At 37.6% G+C, this 17,797-nt stretch carries 9 protein-coding genes; 8 read left to right on the top strand and 1 reads right to left on the bottom strand.

Annotated elements, in window-relative coordinates:
• The first annotated feature begins 97 nt into the window (after nucleotides 1-97).
• From L1077_RS22870 to L1077_RS22880, 3 genes are all read left to right on the top strand, one after another.
• Complete coding sequence (locus L1077_RS22870) at nucleotides 98-328, top strand: hypothetical protein (RefSeq protein WP_237139150.1); 231 nt, start codon at nucleotides 98-100, stop codon at nucleotides 326-328.
• Nucleotides 329-673: 345 nt separating this feature from the next.
• Nucleotides 674-1,228 carry a DUF2628 domain-containing protein gene (locus L1077_RS22875; RefSeq protein WP_237139151.1) on the top strand — a complete coding sequence of 185 codons (555 nt, stop codon included), beginning with the start codon at nucleotides 674-676 and terminating at the stop codon, nucleotides 1,226-1,228.
• A gap of 347 nt (nucleotides 1,229-1,575) precedes the next feature.
• Nucleotides 1,576-2,772: a hypothetical protein gene (locus L1077_RS22880; protein ID WP_237139152.1), complete on the top strand. Its 1,197-nt coding sequence runs from the start codon at nucleotides 1,576-1,578 to the stop codon at nucleotides 2,770-2,772.
• Between the two features lie 151 nt (nucleotides 2,773-2,923).
• On the opposite strand, the gene L1077_RS22885 is transcribed toward L1077_RS22880, so the two are convergent.
• Nucleotides 2,924-5,218 (bottom strand): CocE/NonD family hydrolase, encoded by a 2,295-nt coding sequence (locus L1077_RS22885; protein ID WP_237139153.1) that lies wholly within the window; start codon nucleotides 5,216-5,218, stop codon nucleotides 2,924-2,926.
• A 145-nt stretch (nucleotides 5,219-5,363) separates the two neighbouring features.
• Here L1077_RS22885 and L1077_RS22890 point away from each other — a divergent pair, with 145 nt between their 5' ends.
• The 5 genes from L1077_RS22890 (at nucleotide 5,364) to L1077_RS22910 (ending at nucleotide 17,740) form a co-directional block, all read left to right on the top strand.
• Nucleotides 5,364-7,403 carry a winged helix-turn-helix domain-containing protein gene (locus L1077_RS22890; protein WP_237139154.1) on the top strand — a complete coding sequence of 680 codons (2,040 nt, stop codon included), beginning with the start codon at nucleotides 5,364-5,366 and terminating at the stop codon, nucleotides 7,401-7,403.
• A 468-nt stretch (nucleotides 7,404-7,871) separates the two neighbouring features.
• Entirely contained in the window at nucleotides 7,872-9,878 is a 2,007-nt protein-coding gene (locus tag L1077_RS22895) for a methyl-accepting chemotaxis protein (RefSeq protein WP_237139155.1), read from the top strand.
• Between the two features lie 349 nt (nucleotides 9,879-10,227).
• Complete coding sequence (locus L1077_RS22900) at nucleotides 10,228-13,797, top strand: VCBS repeat-containing protein (RefSeq protein WP_237139156.1); 3,570 nt, start codon at nucleotides 10,228-10,230, stop codon at nucleotides 13,795-13,797.
• Between the two features lie 629 nt (nucleotides 13,798-14,426).
• Nucleotides 14,427-16,340: an ammonium transporter gene (amt, locus tag L1077_RS22905; RefSeq protein ID WP_237139157.1), complete on the top strand. Its 1,914-nt coding sequence runs from the start codon at nucleotides 14,427-14,429 to the stop codon at nucleotides 16,338-16,340.
• Between the two features lie 446 nt (nucleotides 16,341-16,786).
• Nucleotides 16,787-17,740 carry an ABC transporter substrate-binding protein gene (locus tag L1077_RS22910; RefSeq protein ID WP_237139158.1) on the top strand — a complete coding sequence of 318 codons (954 nt, stop codon included), beginning with the start codon at nucleotides 16,787-16,789 and terminating at the stop codon, nucleotides 17,738-17,740.
• Nucleotides 17,741-17,797 lie beyond the last annotated feature (57 nt).

A 17,797-nucleotide genomic window follows, 5' to 3' on the forward strand; every position in this document is an offset into this window, starting at 1 on the left:
CGTCGGTAATGCCAATATTCTAAGCTAGATGATAAATTACAATGTGGATAAGAAATAAGTGGGTCTTGATGTTGCTGTTATTTGGCATAGGGGTAGCATGCTTAAGGTAATCTCAAAAAAGATCAAATCATTTGAAAAACCAAAACCATTAGAAATTCTTGTCGAATTAATTAAAGCTGCTGAAGAACAACATACACGTAAAATAGTTCATAAATGTCATAGTAGCCAAAAACTAGAGCCTTGGTACGCTTCTATTATCAAGGGGTCAAAAAACTTCTTTATGGGCGTTTCAAGCGTATGGAAAAAACAAGTACTTATAAAAGCGTAGCATTTTTGGTTCTGTTACTTAAGGGGCAGAAACCTAACACTTTTATTAAGCACAGATTACTGTATTCGAACGTTAGAATGCTTGAAAAGCATCTGATTATTCAATTAAATCATAATTATCGTAAATTTATTAATAAAATCATGGCTAAATTATGTACAGTTTGTTCTGATTTCATATAGAGGTAGTCGTCTACAAAGACGTGCGAACTTCACAGGGCCGAAATCACTACTGTCAGATCTAAAACAAGCAAATGGAATTGCGTGTATTACTCATCTTTGAGCATCGTGCTTCTTTTGCCTGCTGGCAATGCAATATTTCAGAGTTAACTTTAAAGGGATGAAATTAATGAGTGAAACAACGAACACAGAGCCAACAAACCCGGAATCTACAACCGCAGTACCAGAGCCATCGTCGGAATTTGAGCAATATAAATTGTCAGAAAAGTGGCTAAAACGTTTTAAATTACTTAAAAATCTAGGTGCTGATTCACAATCTATGTTTTCAATTATGAAAACCCCTGAGTTTAAGGGGTTGTCAAACTCAGAGCGGATCAGTGTTTCGCTAAATTTCTTCGTGCTGTTTTTTGGGCCGCTTTATTATCTTATCAAGAAAATGTGGATGAAAGCTGGCTTCATAATTGCGAGTATTTGGGTGTTCAATGGCCTACTGTATTTAGTTCAAGGTCTTTTAGGCTTCCAATTTCCATCTGTAATTTTTTGGGTAGTGCCTAATGTTATATGTGCACAAATGGCCTGTCATGACTATTACAAGCATGTAACTGCCGAAGAAAAAATATGGCCTCAAGTGCCAGAGTTTTTCAAAAAGCCTGTAGGGATAATTTCATATTTAGTTGTTGCACTGGTCTTTTTGATGGTGATCGCGACTCTGTCAACCGTTTGATGGTTATCGTATCGAAGGGGGGGAACTCCCTTTGATACAAATCTTAATCTATATCTTTGTTTTTTTAATTTTCTTTTAATAAAGAGCACTAAATTTTATTCACATTGTAAGTAACATTACATTACTTTTATACAGAAAAGATGCTCACAGTGACATGAATCAATCGATTTATATGAACCGTATTGTAACTATTTATTAATTATGCTGAAAGGTGAGCCACTAACTTTAATGGAGTCTCGAACTACCTAGCTGTCATATAGTGTAATGTATTTTTATTACATGCTTTCCTAAGGTTTATTTTTAATTTTAGAAATTTAGAAATAAGCAACTCAAGGTACTAATGGATTATGACAGCTAATAAATTTATCTTTTATCTAGATGGTTCAGCGAAAGGCTCTAACATAAAATTTATCTGGAATAAAATGTACGCAATTGATAACAATGTATATTGTTATGCAAATGATTCGCCACACAATAATTTTTCGGGTGTTTTTGTAACGCCCTCGGAAAATGAATTAACAATTGATATAAAAGCCAAACGACATAAGACTGCTAAACCGGCTTGTTGGTACAAGGAATCTGTTGATTTTGAAGTCGCAAAAATGATTCATACTAAAGGCGGTAGTGCTGAACCTAAAGAGCTAAACTTTGCCATCAAAGGCTCATTGATAATCAATAATGAAGTATTTGAAATATGCCTTGGACAGGGTAGCTACTCAGGTAGTGTAAATAATTGGCATCTGTGTTCAATGTCAATAGATGCGGACAGTAATTCTAAATCAGGGATGCTAGGGGGTAAATACTACCTTTCCCAAAGTGGTTCAAATAGCTTCGATATTAAGTGTGTTTCGGATATGAAGGCTTGCCATGACAATGATTTTATATTGTCTATTGAAGGGCATGAAATTGAAGATTTGAAATTTGATTTAGTAGATCACAGCATTACAAGTTCTCAACCATTTGCTGGGGTCTGTTGTTCCTGTGATGGTGGTAAAGGGATCATCACGGTTAAAGCTGGGCGCAAAAAATCTAGTGCCGTGGCGATGTGGTTCAATGATCAGATTGATAACAACAAGTCTATACTTGGAACCTTAGTTCAAAGTGAACTGAATGGTGTTATAGAAAAATATGTCCATAAACATACTGGTCTGACTGTTGATATGGATAAACTATCAACTAGGATGATAGCTTGCTCTTCAATAGATAAGGTGCCTAATGAGTTAAATTTTGCGGTAAAAGGCACGTTGAAATGTAAGGTAGACGGCAAGTACTATACTGTTGAAAACCTTCTTTTATCACAAGGTTCATTTGCCGATTTACGTAATAATTGGTGGCTAGGATCGAACCAAATGTATGGAGCGTCTGTTTCTGGCCTAGGTGGTGCGTTATGTGGAAAAGTAACGGATGATAAGAAATCATCAAATTTGGTTATATGGAGCTCTTTTCTCAATTTGTCGGTCAATAGTATTTCTTTGCACTTTATTGATATTCACGATGGAAGTGCTGTACTGCTCCAAGATAAAATTTTCGATTTTGAAGTTTAAAATCAATTTCAGAGAAAAGCTTCAATGAAATGCATTGAAGCTTTTCTTCGTTTAACCTGTTGGTACTGAGAAATGGTGATTGTTTTTTATTAAAGTTAGTTGATATACAAAGAATTGAGTAAACTAATTTTAGCCCCCAGGTAAGAGTTGCCTATATTTTCTTCAATCTAGTGATCGGAAGGTGAATTTTACTATCCGTAAACCATTTTAATATCAAAGGTTCTTTTGCATCATCAATGGTTTCGACGCTAACATCCTTGCCCGTTCCCATATTGACTTGAGCGTGCTCATTTTTATTCACATCCAAAACCAGCGCTAATCTACTGCCTTTTATTAACTTTCTTGCAGTCATTCGAGTATTCACTAACGGGAGTTTGGTTTTTTGGTTTGGTGTAAGCAGTTGGCGTTTTGAGCTGTTATTCGCATAACTAGCTCGGCTTCGGTAGTGGGCCAGATGAAATGTTTGACCGTCAGGCATAAGTTGATAAAGATTAAAGCCAATATCTACGTCCTTTTTGTTAATTGAGATAAATACGTGGCCTGACGGTGCACCAGCGTATTGCATATCTTGTTCAAATGCGTCAGAAACAAACACCACCCCAGTTTCATCAGGTAACTTTGGGAGTATCACGTTCATATAGTCAATATTATGCTGTATTTTTCTATCAGCAAGGTCAACAACTTGAGTGTGGAGAGCTATTGGGTTTGGCTTTTGTTTTAATAAAGACTGGTACTTGCTCTTAGAGGGGGTGCCTAAGTAAAAATCTATACCTTGCTGGTTTAGTTGCTCGTAACTGTCAACGTGGTGCCAAGTATTATTTCCCATAAGTTGGTAGTTAATTTTATTTTTTACAAGATCGGGGGCTGGTGCATTATTTAAAACATGGTCAAACCATTCAAATACTACTTTTTCAGTGTCTTTTTGTAATGCTACGGGGTCTAGTTTGTAGTTTGTAACATGACTGTTTGGTAAAGCTTGAGCAGTCCAGTGATCATAAGGGCCAATGAGTAAGCTATGTTTGGCTTTTGGATTATATTTATAGTGCTCTTTCATATAATGAATAGCGGATATTTGTCCACCGTCAAAATAGCCTGTGATTGAGAGTACAGGAATATTGATGTCAGCAAACTCTTCACCATAAGGGACCATGGATTTGTAGTAATCATCAAAACTCGGGTGACTTAAAAATTTTTGAAATAACGGGTTGGGGCGTCCTTCAATTTTATCTATATCTTTAAAAGCGCGGCCACTGGTAAATAACGTTTTGTTTAAGTTGTTCCAGTGCGCTCTGTTAGCATATTCGCTATTATCCATGGTTTTATTGTTTGTCACATGAAAGCCCCATTGGTAGTTAGCGGTCAGAAATACGTTATTTTCCATCGGTAAACCAAGGGCTGGGTGCGCTGCTGTATAAGGAGCAATGGCTTTTAATGCAGGGTGTTTATATTTTGCTGCAGCCCACTGTGTATAGCCATTATAACTTCCGCCATACATCACCACTTGACCATCACTCCAGCTTTGTTTGCTAATCCAATCTATGAGCCTATGTGTGTCTATTCCTTCATTGACCCATGGTTCAATTTTGTTTTTACTTAATCGCTTACCACGAGAATTGACAACAATACCGACATAACCTTGTAAAGCAGCGAATTTTGCCGTTTTTATATGGCGGCTTTCATCTGCGTATATCGTAAATTGAAACGCTGCAGTGTAAGTTTTGTTTCTGTTTTTAGGCCTAACAATAGTTGCTGTATGCTCGACTCCTTGTTTTGTAGTAATTAAATATGCTGGTTCAATAATGAAATCTTCTTGCCATTTTTTTTGAATAAGTGGTTGTGCAATAACGTAGATATGTTTGCTAACTTTCAAATTCATTGCGCTTGATGCAAGCTTAATAAGTTGCTGTTCGCTGAGCGCTTTAACGCCTTTAATATCCTTAACAGTATTCGCTAGCTGTTTGCGCTTTTGCTTGTAAGTCATATTTAAATTGTTTTCATATTGATATAGCGCAGTGTAGTTTAAGGAATCAAGCTTTTGCATGATCTGTTGCTTAAACGTCAATTGATGACTCTCTTTATTACTTACACTATAAAATTGTTGATACTCTAAGATTGCTAAAGTTGAATGGGCTGTTAGGTTGCTTTGTGCGCTTAAATCTAGCGAGCCTTGTAATATTAAACTTAGACTGGCTTTTATGGCATCCGGTTGTTTTGATATTGCTTCACTAGGTAGTTGTTTAATTAATGGTAATAGTGAATTAAAAAAAAGCTCAGACTCTACAATCTGAGTTATGTTTGTCTCGCCATGAGATAGTAGCTCAATTAGCTTGGTTGGTAACCGGTATTGCTCGTTCTTCGCTGCCTGTGTTGGGTGAGGTATACTCATCGCTAAGAAAACTACAATTAAAGCAATTACTTTCGCGATAATTTTAGATAAAATGCACATTTCTGATTTCCTAATTTTAATAATCGAAATCAGTTTATTTTTTGGTTTTTTTAAAGTACTGATAATTAGAAAACTTTTTATGACTTTTTATGACTAAAAATATTAACCATAGAATACAATCACTTAAAAACAATAAAGAGATGTGATGCATTGGCAAATTGGTGAAATTAAGTTTTGTGATAAAACTCTTACAATAAGTTTTGATGACAAAGAGATACAGCTTGAACCCATGGTTTCGGAGGTGCTGCGTTTTTTTTGTTTAAATCCACAAATTTTGGTGTCTAGAGACGAGCTGATTGAACAGGTATGGCAAGGGCGCATCGTGACTGATAATGCAGTTAACCGTGTGATCACAAAACTACGAAAAGCATTGAATGATGATCCTAGAAAACCCTTTTTTATTGTAACTTACCCAAAGAAAGGCTATCAGTTTATTGCACCTGTTAGAATACTAGAAGATAAACCAAGCCCTCAATTTCATGCTAGAAACATCAGTTCACATATTGAAAAAAATAACCATATGTCGGTGTTAACACCAAGTATTGTCGCTATATTTGTACTCATCACTATATATTTGTTGCTTCAGAACAATTCAAAATCAGCAGCTGAACTCTTAACAAGCGTAAACGCATTAACACGTGAGCCTGGTTTAGAGTTGAATCCTCATATATCTCCCGATGGTAATTATCTATTATTTACAGAAGTACATAATGGAAACATCAGTTTAAAATTGAAAACGCTTGATACCGAAGGTGTTGAAATTATTGACCATGGTCTTGATTCTTGGGAAGGGCCAGGTGCGTGGCGCAAAGACGGTAAAGCTTTCGTATATCTGACAACTACTTCTAATAGTTGTCAATACTTTATGAGGAGTTTCGAAAACGGAAAGTTTAGCAAGCCAGAGTTAATCCACAATTGTCATACAGGAAGTTATGGAAAAATTATTTTTACACATGACAATGACTTGCTTGTTTTTAATGAAGCAAAGTATCCAGGTGGTCCCTTTTATCTATATTCTTTACAACTATCTAGCGGCAAAATAACTAGACTTGAACAGCCCAAAATCGGACTTGGTGGATACAGCCAGTTTGATTTGCACCCGACAGAAAATCAACTGCTAATTAGTGCCGTTGACAAGCAATTATCTACAGGTTTGTATGTGATTGATATTGAGCATAACCGATTTGACCATTTGTTTGATAATGAAGGCGGGGCTGTTTGGGATCACTCAGGCGATCGTATCGTATTACTTGGTGGCTACCCTGCCAATGAAATTGTGAGTTATGACTTAACAGGTCAAGATAGAGCGGTACTTTATTCCAATAGCCACTCTTTATTTGGTTTAAGTCGTCACTCTAATGGCAAAGGGTACTTGTTTAGTACAGGGGCTAGAGATCGCAATATCACTTATTACTCGATGACCGACTTAGTTGAACAAACAGTCGCTGCAACTTCAGTAGATGAGCGACTAGCTCGGTTCTCACCCGGTAGTCAAACTATTGCATACATTAGTTTGGCAACAGGTAGTGAGCAAATATGGCTATATGATTTTAATAGTCACCTTAAAACTGTACTTTCTAAGTTTGATGAAGAACAATATTTTATTGATTTAAAGTGGTCTTTTGATGGTCAAGATCTCTTTGCTCTAACCCACAACGCGCTTTTTAAAGTGTCAGTAAATAGTGGCCTAGTTAAACAGTTGAAAATACCTCATGCTGAGATTAGTGGCCTTTCAATAAAAGATGAGCAAACGATTGCTTTTAGTTTAAAGGGTGCAGATAAGTGGAGAGTACATTATTACGATCTTCGTAACGACAAATTATCAAGTGCTGACCCCAAGTGGCAATTTGTCTCTTATTCTAAATATTCTGAAGATATAATATGGCAAGATATTCATGGTGCCTATTTTACTGGATTAGATTTTTCACCTGTTGTGTCTAAGAAAATCAATACAATTCCGTTTGTTGTTCAAAGCAGGTTTAATTTACAAAAAAAAGCGAACGAGTGGTTGTGGCAGCGAGCAAAATCACGAAGATATCAACTGTTTCAATATAACGACATCACAAATCAGCAAAAGTTACTAATTACATCAGATACCAGTGACTTTGACTGGCATAGTAATTTACTGTTGTACAACTCGATACATTATGCAAATTCGGACATTTATTCAGTATTACCAAAGTAACTTCGAGAAGGGTATGCATTTGCTTTTTAAAAGTGAATTTCGAGCCTTTCCTCAGATTTAACGTAATGCTGTTTTGGATGTTTACTTCTATGAATGTAGTCAAATGTAGATAGTTAAGAGTTGTTCTCTCTTTTTATTGACTAAGCTCTATCAAGCTTCATCTTGTTCTGTAGTTCTGTAGTTCTGTAGTTCTGTAGTTCTGTAGTTCTGTAGTTCTGTAGTTCTGTAGACTATGAGACGGTAGCTTGGAAAGGTTAGAATCTTGAAACATCGTGTTTTTAGGCTAAGTTTTATGTATCTCGACTGACTGATTACTCTCACACAACAATGGCGAGTATGGTTACTCAACATGGATGCTATTACTTGTGTTAACTGACTTTTCACAAGGAAAATGAATTCGGACACCCTTCGTTAATGTTACTTTTTTATGAGTGATCCTTCTAGACAATCTAAATAAAGTTGCAGCACATGAAACTAGATAAAAAACTCTACCTTTCCTTTGGCATTATTGTCATGTTAATGATTATCTCAAGTGCCGTGACTTGGATGCAAGTTACTGCACTATCTGAAGTGACGGAGGAAGTACACAGCGATGATGTTCCCGCTGCAATTTACTATTTGCAACTCATGGATGAAATCGGAGACATGCATGTCGAGTTACTTGATTACGTAGTAGGTAATGAAAGTAAAAAAGCGGAGTTTTATGATAACTATAATGAATTTATGGATGTCTACAGAAACTTGAGGCCACTAGAATCAGCTACAGAGTCTGATAGAGCAAAAATGGCAGAGATAGAGAGTATTGTAAATGAGTTTAAGTCAAGGGCAGAAAGTGAAGTCTTCAATGTTTATGACCCTGTTACAGAAAGGTGGGCCTTCAAATTTGTCGATGAACTCGAAAATTCAGTGGGCGCTGAACTTGAGATGTTACTCGATAGGCTAAAAGAAGAGGAGTTCGCGGATGCACTTAAAACTACAGATATTGTTGAGGCTGTCTCTGATGATCTACCCGGTGTGCGTTTATATTTAGAAATGGTTGACGAAAAAGGCGATATGCTGGCCTCGCTTACAGAATTTATGACAGGTGAACTGGATGAGAAAGAAGCTTTTGAGGAAGGTTCGAAAAGATTTATAAAGTATCTAGAGCTGCTAAGACCATTAGAGAGAAAACCAATTGAAGTGACAAATCTGAACAAAATAAAGCTGTTACATGATGAATTGTATGAGGGAGCGCACGAAGTTTTTAAACGTTTTGACCCGAGTGCGAAATCAAAATCAGTTGCCGTTGTACATGAGCTTGAAGTGGTTTTGTTTGAAAAAATGGAAGCGATTTTAGATAAATCGACAAATGAGGAAAAGGCTGATGCTGAAAGCGCTTTGATTAAGCTTGACTCGGACATGCGAGGGATGCTTAAGGTTATTTTTGTATTAACGACACTAGCTGCCGTTGGTAGCGGTGTTGTCGCATACATACTAAGTAACTCACTTTCTTCACGAATTACGAAAGTGCTCAATGTGGCCAGCGAAACCGCTAGAGGAAATTTGTCCTTACAACCACTTGAACATGAAAGTAAAGACGAAATCGATGGGTTAGCGAGTGCGTCAAATGAAATGGTAAAATCATTGAGTAATCTGATACGTAATGTAGATCAAGTGGCTAGTAATGTAGAGCTTTCAGTTGAAGATATCGCTGAAATAAATCAGAGAATAGCAAATTTAAGCCAAAGTAGCTCTGCACAATCGGCTATTATTGCTGCAGAAATTGAGCGTATGAGTGTAACCGTTTCTGAAGTCGCACAGCGAGCAAAAGATGCCGCCGATCACGCTGAGAGTGCCCGAGATTTGGCTGATCAAGGTGGAGGAGTGGTAAGGCATACTGTTGAAGAAATAACGAATGCAGCGAGTGAAGTACAAAAAACGGCAACTACTATTACTAGTTTAGGCGATTTAAGTGCACAAATTGGAGATGTGATTGGCGTAATTGGTAGTATTGCTGAGCAAACAAATTTACTTGCTTTGAATGCTGCTATTGAGGCTGCAAGAGCAGGTGAGCAAGGGCGTGGGTTCGCCGTTGTTGCAGATGAAGTCAGAACGCTTGCAGAGCGAACCACAAAAGCAACTGGAGAGGTATCTTCTACAGTTCAAGCAATTCAAGATAAAACTCAAGTGGCTGTTAATGCAATGAATGTTAGTGTCGAGCAAGTAAATAACAGCGTTGAGCTAGCCCAGCAAGCAGGTGGTTCACTAAATGAAATTGTTAGCGGTGCACAAGAAATTGCGGGTATGATCCAATCCATCGCTATTGATACAGAAGAGCAAGCCAGAGTAGCTGCAGACATGTCGAAAGAGATTGTACAAGTAGATGACTCGAGCAAACGGTCTTTATCTGATACGCAAAATGCAGAAATTGCTGCGAACAAGTTGAAGGAACAATCTGCTGAGCTAGTAAAGCTACTAGAAGAGTTTAGACTCTAGACTACAGCTTTAATCACAAAAACTTTTAAAGAACACCGTGATCTGAAATCTTGACACTGTACACTAACAGTGTCTTACTTTTATTACCATTCATTAGTTTGTTTGTTATTTGTTCATAAAACCCTAAGTGTAGGTTAATAGCTGATACATCATTTTTTTGGCCCTCAATCGCTCTGCAAAATAAAAAATATTTTAAATATAATCTCACCTATATTTACAATAGTTTGGTTTTTATTCTTTCTGTGGTTTTTATTTCGCCATTTGTTTATAGGTTTTGATAATTATTTTACTTTTAGGTACAATCTTAACTTAAATTAATATAAGAAGGCCTAAAAGGGACTTTAGAAGTATGAAAAAATTTAAACACTCATCTATCGCAATTGCTTTATCAATAGTACTTTCAGGTTGTGGTGGTGGCTCTAGCGATAGCCAATCCACTGAAAACGTTGCATCTGAGACCTTGAGTAACTCGAAAGATAAGACCTTTTCTGAGTTAGATACAGCTGCGAACTCTCTTGTTCAAAGCAGATATACTGGACAAGAAAGTAAGGCTGAAATAAGCCCTGAGCTTGTGCAACAAGCTTTTGTTTACATGCTCGATGATTCAGCTAGCTCATTTACGGATTTCGATTTTCCCGGTATTCAAAGTCACGTGAAAAGTGATGGAACTATAAGCGGCACGGAGCGCTGTGCCAGTGGTGGTTCGGTTAATTACTCTGGTTCAGCAAGTGAGTCTGGCAGCGGCGTTATTTCCGCGAAATTTACCAATTGCTCTAACTATTCGGATACGAATATTTCAGGCAATATTACCGTTAAAATCTCTGTTGATACTAATCAGCTAGGTATTTACTTTGATGCACTCCAAATGTCCTCTCAAGGAAAATCTCAAAAGTTAACTGGTAGTCTCAACGCGGCTCAAAGCGACCTTAATGCTCATGTTGGGTCCGTCAGCATTACTCAAAATATTCTTCTTGAGGATCACAATGGCGATCAAATTGTGTCTAAGATGAGAATTAATGGGAGCTCAGATCGTAACTGGGATGACGGTCTAAATATGTCTGGCTCAATCATGTTTAACGACTCTGGCATTTTGACTGTTGATGCAAAAGACTTAACAGGTTATGCGCCAAGCTATGATAGTGGCGAGATTAAATTTACAGGGAAGAATTCAAGTGCCACTATTTCATTTTCTGATAGCTTCCCTACTTATTATCTAGACTCTGATTTAGATAATGAGAATGACTTAGGCACATATATCACAAATATTAACGAATTTATTTATGGTACTCAAACAGATATTAACCCAGTGCCAATAGATGCTATGTCATTGCCACCTAAAGTAGGTAACCCTTTCAATTTAGTTTATATGCCTGATACTACGATGCCTATCATCGTTGAGGCTGGCTATTACTCAGATGAAGATACAGCGATAGAAGACTTAGTTGTTAGCTTCGAATGGTATGTCAATGATGAATTAGTTGAGGGAGAGTACACGAATACACTGCCAGCAGGTGTTGCAGTTTTTGGTGATGTTCTAGAGGTCGCGATGAGAGTATCTGATGGCGCAAACTCAGTCCTAAGTTATCGTACATCAATTACGTTAGAGGATGCACCTAATTACGTTGAAGTTACGGGGCTCCCAGACACTATTTCTGCGGATCAACGTGTTGTGTTCACCGCAAAAGTTGTGGATCCTGATAATAAATCTGCAGCCCAAACGGGTACTTTGATTGCATCACCAGAAGGCGCCACAGTTGACGAGAATGGTCAAATAACTTGGAATACGCCTTCAGAAATGTTGTTTTCATCTCAGGACTATTTCTTTACTTTTGCAACTGGAGATGAATCAAACCCGAGTGAGACGGCGATTAAAGTCACTGTTAATTCTCAAAAATCGTTGCCGATTGCACGCTCAGGTGTCGAAGTTCCTAAAATACAAAACAATTTCATAATTGATGACTTCGACGGTGATAAAAAGAATGAAATACTCACGACCGATAATTCAAATCGGGTGATGTTAATCACATATAACAATGAAACCCCCGAGCAAAAGTGGTTATATCCATATTCACTAGCCGAATACAGCACTATTAAGAGCATTTTTGCTGCTAATACCGATGAAGATCCTGAAAAAGAGATTTATGTTCTTACAGGGGAAGGTCTAAGTGTTATTGATGATTTAAACTCAGAAGCTCGCACACTCTTAAAATTCGAAAAAGAGGCCGTATTTGGCGCATTTAGAGATATAAATAACGATGGTGTACCTGAGTTGGCTGTTTTGCTTCAGCATGAAGATAGCTATTATTCAGCAAAAACGCTTGCTGTATATTCTTTTGAAAAGCCAGATGAACCATTATTTGAAACTGTTTTAAACATCGCTAATACAGTGAGTTTTGGTAATGTCGATACAGACGAAAACGTAGAACTTATTGTAAACTCAGGTCTAGTGTACGATACCGCTACTTGGGAAAATCAATGGTTAAGTAGCAATGAGTTCGGTGAAAACAACTTTATTATTGCTGATATCAATGGAGATGGTGTTGATGAAATTATTGGCGATAAAAATGGTGTGACTGTTTATTCGGCAGTTGATAAAGCTCAACTTGCTAGTTTAGATATCTACAACAATAATTGTAAAATAGCCGCAGCAAATCTTGATAATGATGCAAGTGATGAACTCATTGTTGGAAGTTGTCAATGGGGTAAATTGCATGCCTATAAATATGATAGTGAAAATGCGCTTACCGAGCTGTGGAACGCTGACGCGATAGACAATGATACAGCATCATTTCAGGTGGGTGACAGTGATAATGACGGAAAACTTGAAATTGTATGGGGCACTGGCATTTATGATTCAGGAGCTGATAAGTTAGTAACAGCGGATATCAATAGCGAAAGCGTTTCGGTTAGACAAGATCAAATAGCACCTCAGCTTGATAGCTTTGTAACAGCAGGATGGGCTAAAGGGGCTGGAAATATTGAAAAAGCCATTTTCTATGTACCAAATAGCAACTCTGGCTATGATGGTGGGCGTGTAGTTCAAATGGATGAAAATGGTGCATTCACCCCATCAGATGAAATTTCAACTAATTGGAATGACGATAAAGCAGCAATTACTGCTGACTTTAACAATGACGGTTTGACAGAGTTACTGCTTCCGAATACCGCACTCTATAGTACGGCATTGGGTGTGATGGACCTTGCTACTTATGATATTTCTTATGAGTTGCCAATTGATTCTAATGACAGACTAGTTGGTGTTGATGCTGCTGACATAAATGGTGACAATATTCCCGATGCAATTTATAGCACGCAAAACTATGTCAAAGTTGTGGATGTAAATAACCAAACATTACTATCTAGCTTTGTAGTTTCAGGTCCGATAAAAGATTTTAGTCTGACTGAAAATGATGCTTTAAATATGTTGGTAGCGTCTGATGAATTAACTTTACTCTCATTCTCGAATGGTGGTTTTTCTGAGAAAAGTAAATTAGATCAAAGGTGTGTTCAGGTAGAGTATTTTAATTTTGATAGTGATGCAGAGCTAGAAGTTGCATGTTTATATAACGAAGATGAGTATTATTCAGACAGTGACTTATCACTTATAGTATATGAAGTTAATGGCGATGAATTCGAGCAAGTGCATAAGAAAGCACTGAATGAAAATGTCATTGATTTTACGGTTTCTCCAACAAATAAAAATCACCAACAACTGATATTTGCGACTCAAAGTGGTGATAGCTGGAGTAATTCTTCATATTCTAACGTATTATTTACAGATTCTTTTGGTAATAAAATCAGCCGAAGCCCTGATTTACTTGGTAGGCCTTCAAAAGATGCACTAAAAGTTAGATTGGATGAAAAAGGCAAGCTTAATTTGCTGCTTTCTACGTCGTCGGCCATGTATCAAGTACATTAATTTGCTTTTTTAGCTCTTAAAGAGCGTGTAACTACGAAGTTCGAAATAGACAAGCCCTAGCAACAATACTAGGGCTTTTTTATTGGTTCAATCTACTAAATCAGAGTTGAAAAGGAGTATCACGAGGGTAATGTTGAGCCTTTTTTAACATCGTAAGTTGATTATGGCTCCTCGAAATTTAAAAAATTAAGTAGGCTTTAAATTTTAATACTTAAGAAAGTTAGTGGCGATAGTGAAGGGGTAGCATTGTTCTTGTTGATGAAAAAGACTTTATTGTTTAAATGTTTTAGTGCAATGTTCTATAGTTAAGCTGTTATAGATTCCTTTTTAATAAGTCGCAACACTTATATTTTAATTGGTTTTAATTGTCATTTATAACTCTAAATCTAAGTTGCAAATAACCACTCTTACTTTCTAAAAAAGTTATAATAACACACATGTCATAACCATCATTAATCTCAGAGTTTACCTATGTTCGCGTTTCAATAAAAGCGTAAAGTTCATTTGCTAATTATTTTAGAAACGTCCGTGTACTTATAGAGCAAAGGGATTGTGTAAGTTTCATCTGGAGAATTAATAAGAGCTTGTCTAAGCTCCCTATATGAAGCATCTAAACACGTGGGACCCCTTTGGAACATATAGCATTAGACCCACAAATAATTTCGATTACATGGACGTTACTGTGTACTGCATTGGTGTTACTTATGCAACCCGGCTTTACTTGCTTCGAAAGTGGCTTGGTACGGAGTAAGAATAACATTAATGTTGCTCTAAAAAACGTTGCCGATTTTTGTATCAGCGGAGTATGTTTTTGGCTCATTGGTTATGGCTTGATGTATGGAGCGAGTCAAAGCGGGTTGTTTGGCAAAGATCAGTTTGCTTTGAATAGCTACGATGATCCGTCTGTGCTCGCATATTTTCTGTTTCAGATGATGTTTTGCGGAACCGCAGCAACAATTTTATCGGGTGCAGTGGCTGAGAGAATGCGATTTTCTGGTTATATTATCTGTGCTTTTTTAACTGCAACACTTCTATTCCCGATTGTGGGGCATTGGATCTGGCATGGTAAACACTTTGAGCAAGCCCCTCTTGGTTGGCTTTTTGAGCGGGGCTTTATTGATTTTGCCGGTGCGACAGTTGTTCATAGTGTTGGCGGTTGGATTGCATTGGTTGCACTGATCATAGTTGGACCTAGGTTAGGTCGCTTTACCAGTGAGGGCAAGCCTAAAGAGTTGTATTGTCAAAACTTACCACTTTCTGCACTTGGTACGTTTTTACTTTTCATAGGCTGGTTTGGTTTTAATGGAGGAAGTGTTCATAGTCCTAATTCAGAACTGGCTAGAGTGTTTTCGAACACAGCACTTTCTGCTTGCGCAGGAGGCGTGAGTGCTCTATTGCTATCATGGAATTTACACTCTATGCAAGGAATACGCTATGTTCTTAACGGACTTTTGGCTGGTTTAGTTGCGATTTCTGCCAGCGCAGATTTAGTAAATTTACCTTCAGCCGTAGTGATCGGTGCGATAGCAGGTTGTATCAGTGTTTTACTCGGTGATTTTTTAGAAAAATATAAAATTGATGATGTAGTGGGGGCTGTACCTGTGCACCTTGGAGGTGGCGTATGGGGTACACTCGCAATCGCTTTTTTTGCACCCCTTGAAAAATTAGAACATGGATCACACACAGAGCAACTTATGGTTCAATTACTTGGCATAGGTGTATGCGCAGTGTGGGTCTGCGTGATTGGCTTTGGAGTTTTATGGCTAATAAATCGTTTTCATCCATTGCGTGTGTCAGCACAAACAGAAACGATTGGTTTGAATTTCGGTGAGCATGGCATGAAAGATGAGCTGATTGATCTGATGGAACAATTTGACAAAATTTCTAAAAATGAAAATAACCCTCAGCATCTCAATGTTGATCATGGTTCAAATAATGCTTCCCTGTGTATGACCTACAATTATTTATTAGATCATACCAGCCGGCATTTCAAAGCGCGGGAAGATGAATTATTACGCCTTGCTAGTTTAGACCCTTTAACTGGGATCCCTAACAGACGAGTTTACGAGCAAGTTCTACAAAACACACTGGATGAAAGTAAAAAACTAAAACTGGAGTTTTGTTTGTTAGTAATCGATGTCGATAATTTTAAACAATATAACGATCATTATGGTCATCAACTTGGCGATTACTGTTTGCAAAATGTCTGTCAGGCAATATCGACAAAATTAACAGTTAAAAACAGCCTACTTGCTCGAATCGGTGGAGAAGAGTTTGCTATCATAATGCCAAATACAAAGTTAGAAAGCGCAAAAAGTATTGCTCAAGGCATACGACGCGCTGTATGTGAACTTGAAATTCCGCATAGGGCTGCGGAAGGTGAGTTTGTCACTGTCAGTATAGGTGGTGCCTGTTGGAAACATACTAGAGAAATAAGTGCTCAGCAGTTGTTTGATGAATCTGATATGGCACTTTTTCAAGCTAAGCGAAATGGGAGGAATCAAGTGTGTTTTAGTTATGATGATGATACTTTGAGCGATTAACAAAAAAACCAGATGCACCAACGGAATGCTTAAGTATAAAGCTAACAAGGTAGAGTCACACAACCTGAATCTAATTACATTAGGTGCCCTATAAGAAATAAAGCAGCTCTTAGAGCGGCAAAATCCGAAAATTACATATTATCAGAACTAGATACAAGTACCGTTGATCAGCATGTACTTTGCTGTTGCTTTTAAAATCGCTGCCTGAACTAATTTAGCTACTTGTTCGTTTATTCTTCACATTTTCTTTTATTAGAAATTTATTGATGTAACTCTTGATCTTCAAGCCCTACAGCTCTTTGTAATAAGCAAAGCGTTATTTTTTGCTGTTAGTGTTGTACTAGATATTGAAAACCCCATGTTCTGGTTAATCTTTTACTACACTATACAGATGCATTATGAGTTGCCCTAGTGTAAAACTCTTCCACTTTTTTTGGTAAGCTGTTATGCGATACAATGTAATATCTTTACGTCTATTCATGATGGTATTTTTGTTACTGTCAACTACATACGCTTCAAGTAAAACAAATACCATTTCTATTCCTCTAAATAACTGGATGAGTCAAAGAGTGCTTTCTCATGTAGTTGGCAACATGATAGAGCGATACGGTTTCACAGTGATATATCATGATATGCCTGCCAGCGATCAGTGGGGCGCGATGCAAAAAGGGCTGGTTCATTTTCAATTAGAAATTTGGCAGCAATCCATGTCGGGCCAGTTTAACAGAATGGTTGCGAATAACATGATTGCCGATTTAGGTGTGCATAGCGTCGTCGTGCGTGAAGAGTGGTGGTACCCTGAATACGTAGAGGAGTTATGCCCAGGTTTACCTGACTGGCAGGCTCTTAATCAATGTGCAAAATTATTTGCTAACCACGAAAACCCTGAAAAAGGGGTCTTTTATACTATTGATTGGGATTATCAAGACGCGGATTTGATAAGAGCACTAAATTTAAATTTCACAATCGAAAGGCTAGAAAATGAAGAAGCTCTTTGGCAAAAACTGGAGAAGGCATGGTTAAGTAAAGTCCCAATTGTATTGATTAATTGGACACCGAACTGGACTGATCTGCATATTCCGGGGCGATTTGTTGAGTTTCCTGAGTACACTATGGCGTGTGAAACCGACGCGAGTTGGGGGATAAACCCAAACTTAGTTAATGACTGCGGCAATCCAAGAAAAGGGTGGTTAAGAAAAGCAGGTTGGCCACAGCTGGAAAAGTCATACCCTTGTGTTTATGAATTGGTCAAGAAAATTGACTTTACACAAAAGATGATAGCGGATGCAGCTTCATTCGCTGTTTTTGATGGAAACAGTGAAGTCAAAGCTGCCAAAAGGTGGTCCATAAAGTATCGTAATGAGATAACAAAGTGGCTGGATACTTCATGTTTACCTTAAACAACTTTGATTTTTGTCTTATCGAGCTGTAGCGGTATTTAAGAGAAAAAAGCCGCA

The organism is Pseudoalteromonas luteoviolacea, from assembly GCF_021654285.1.
In the GTDB taxonomy this organism is placed as follows: Bacteria; Pseudomonadota; Gammaproteobacteria; order Enterobacterales; family Alteromonadaceae; genus Pseudoalteromonas; species Pseudoalteromonas luteoviolacea_J.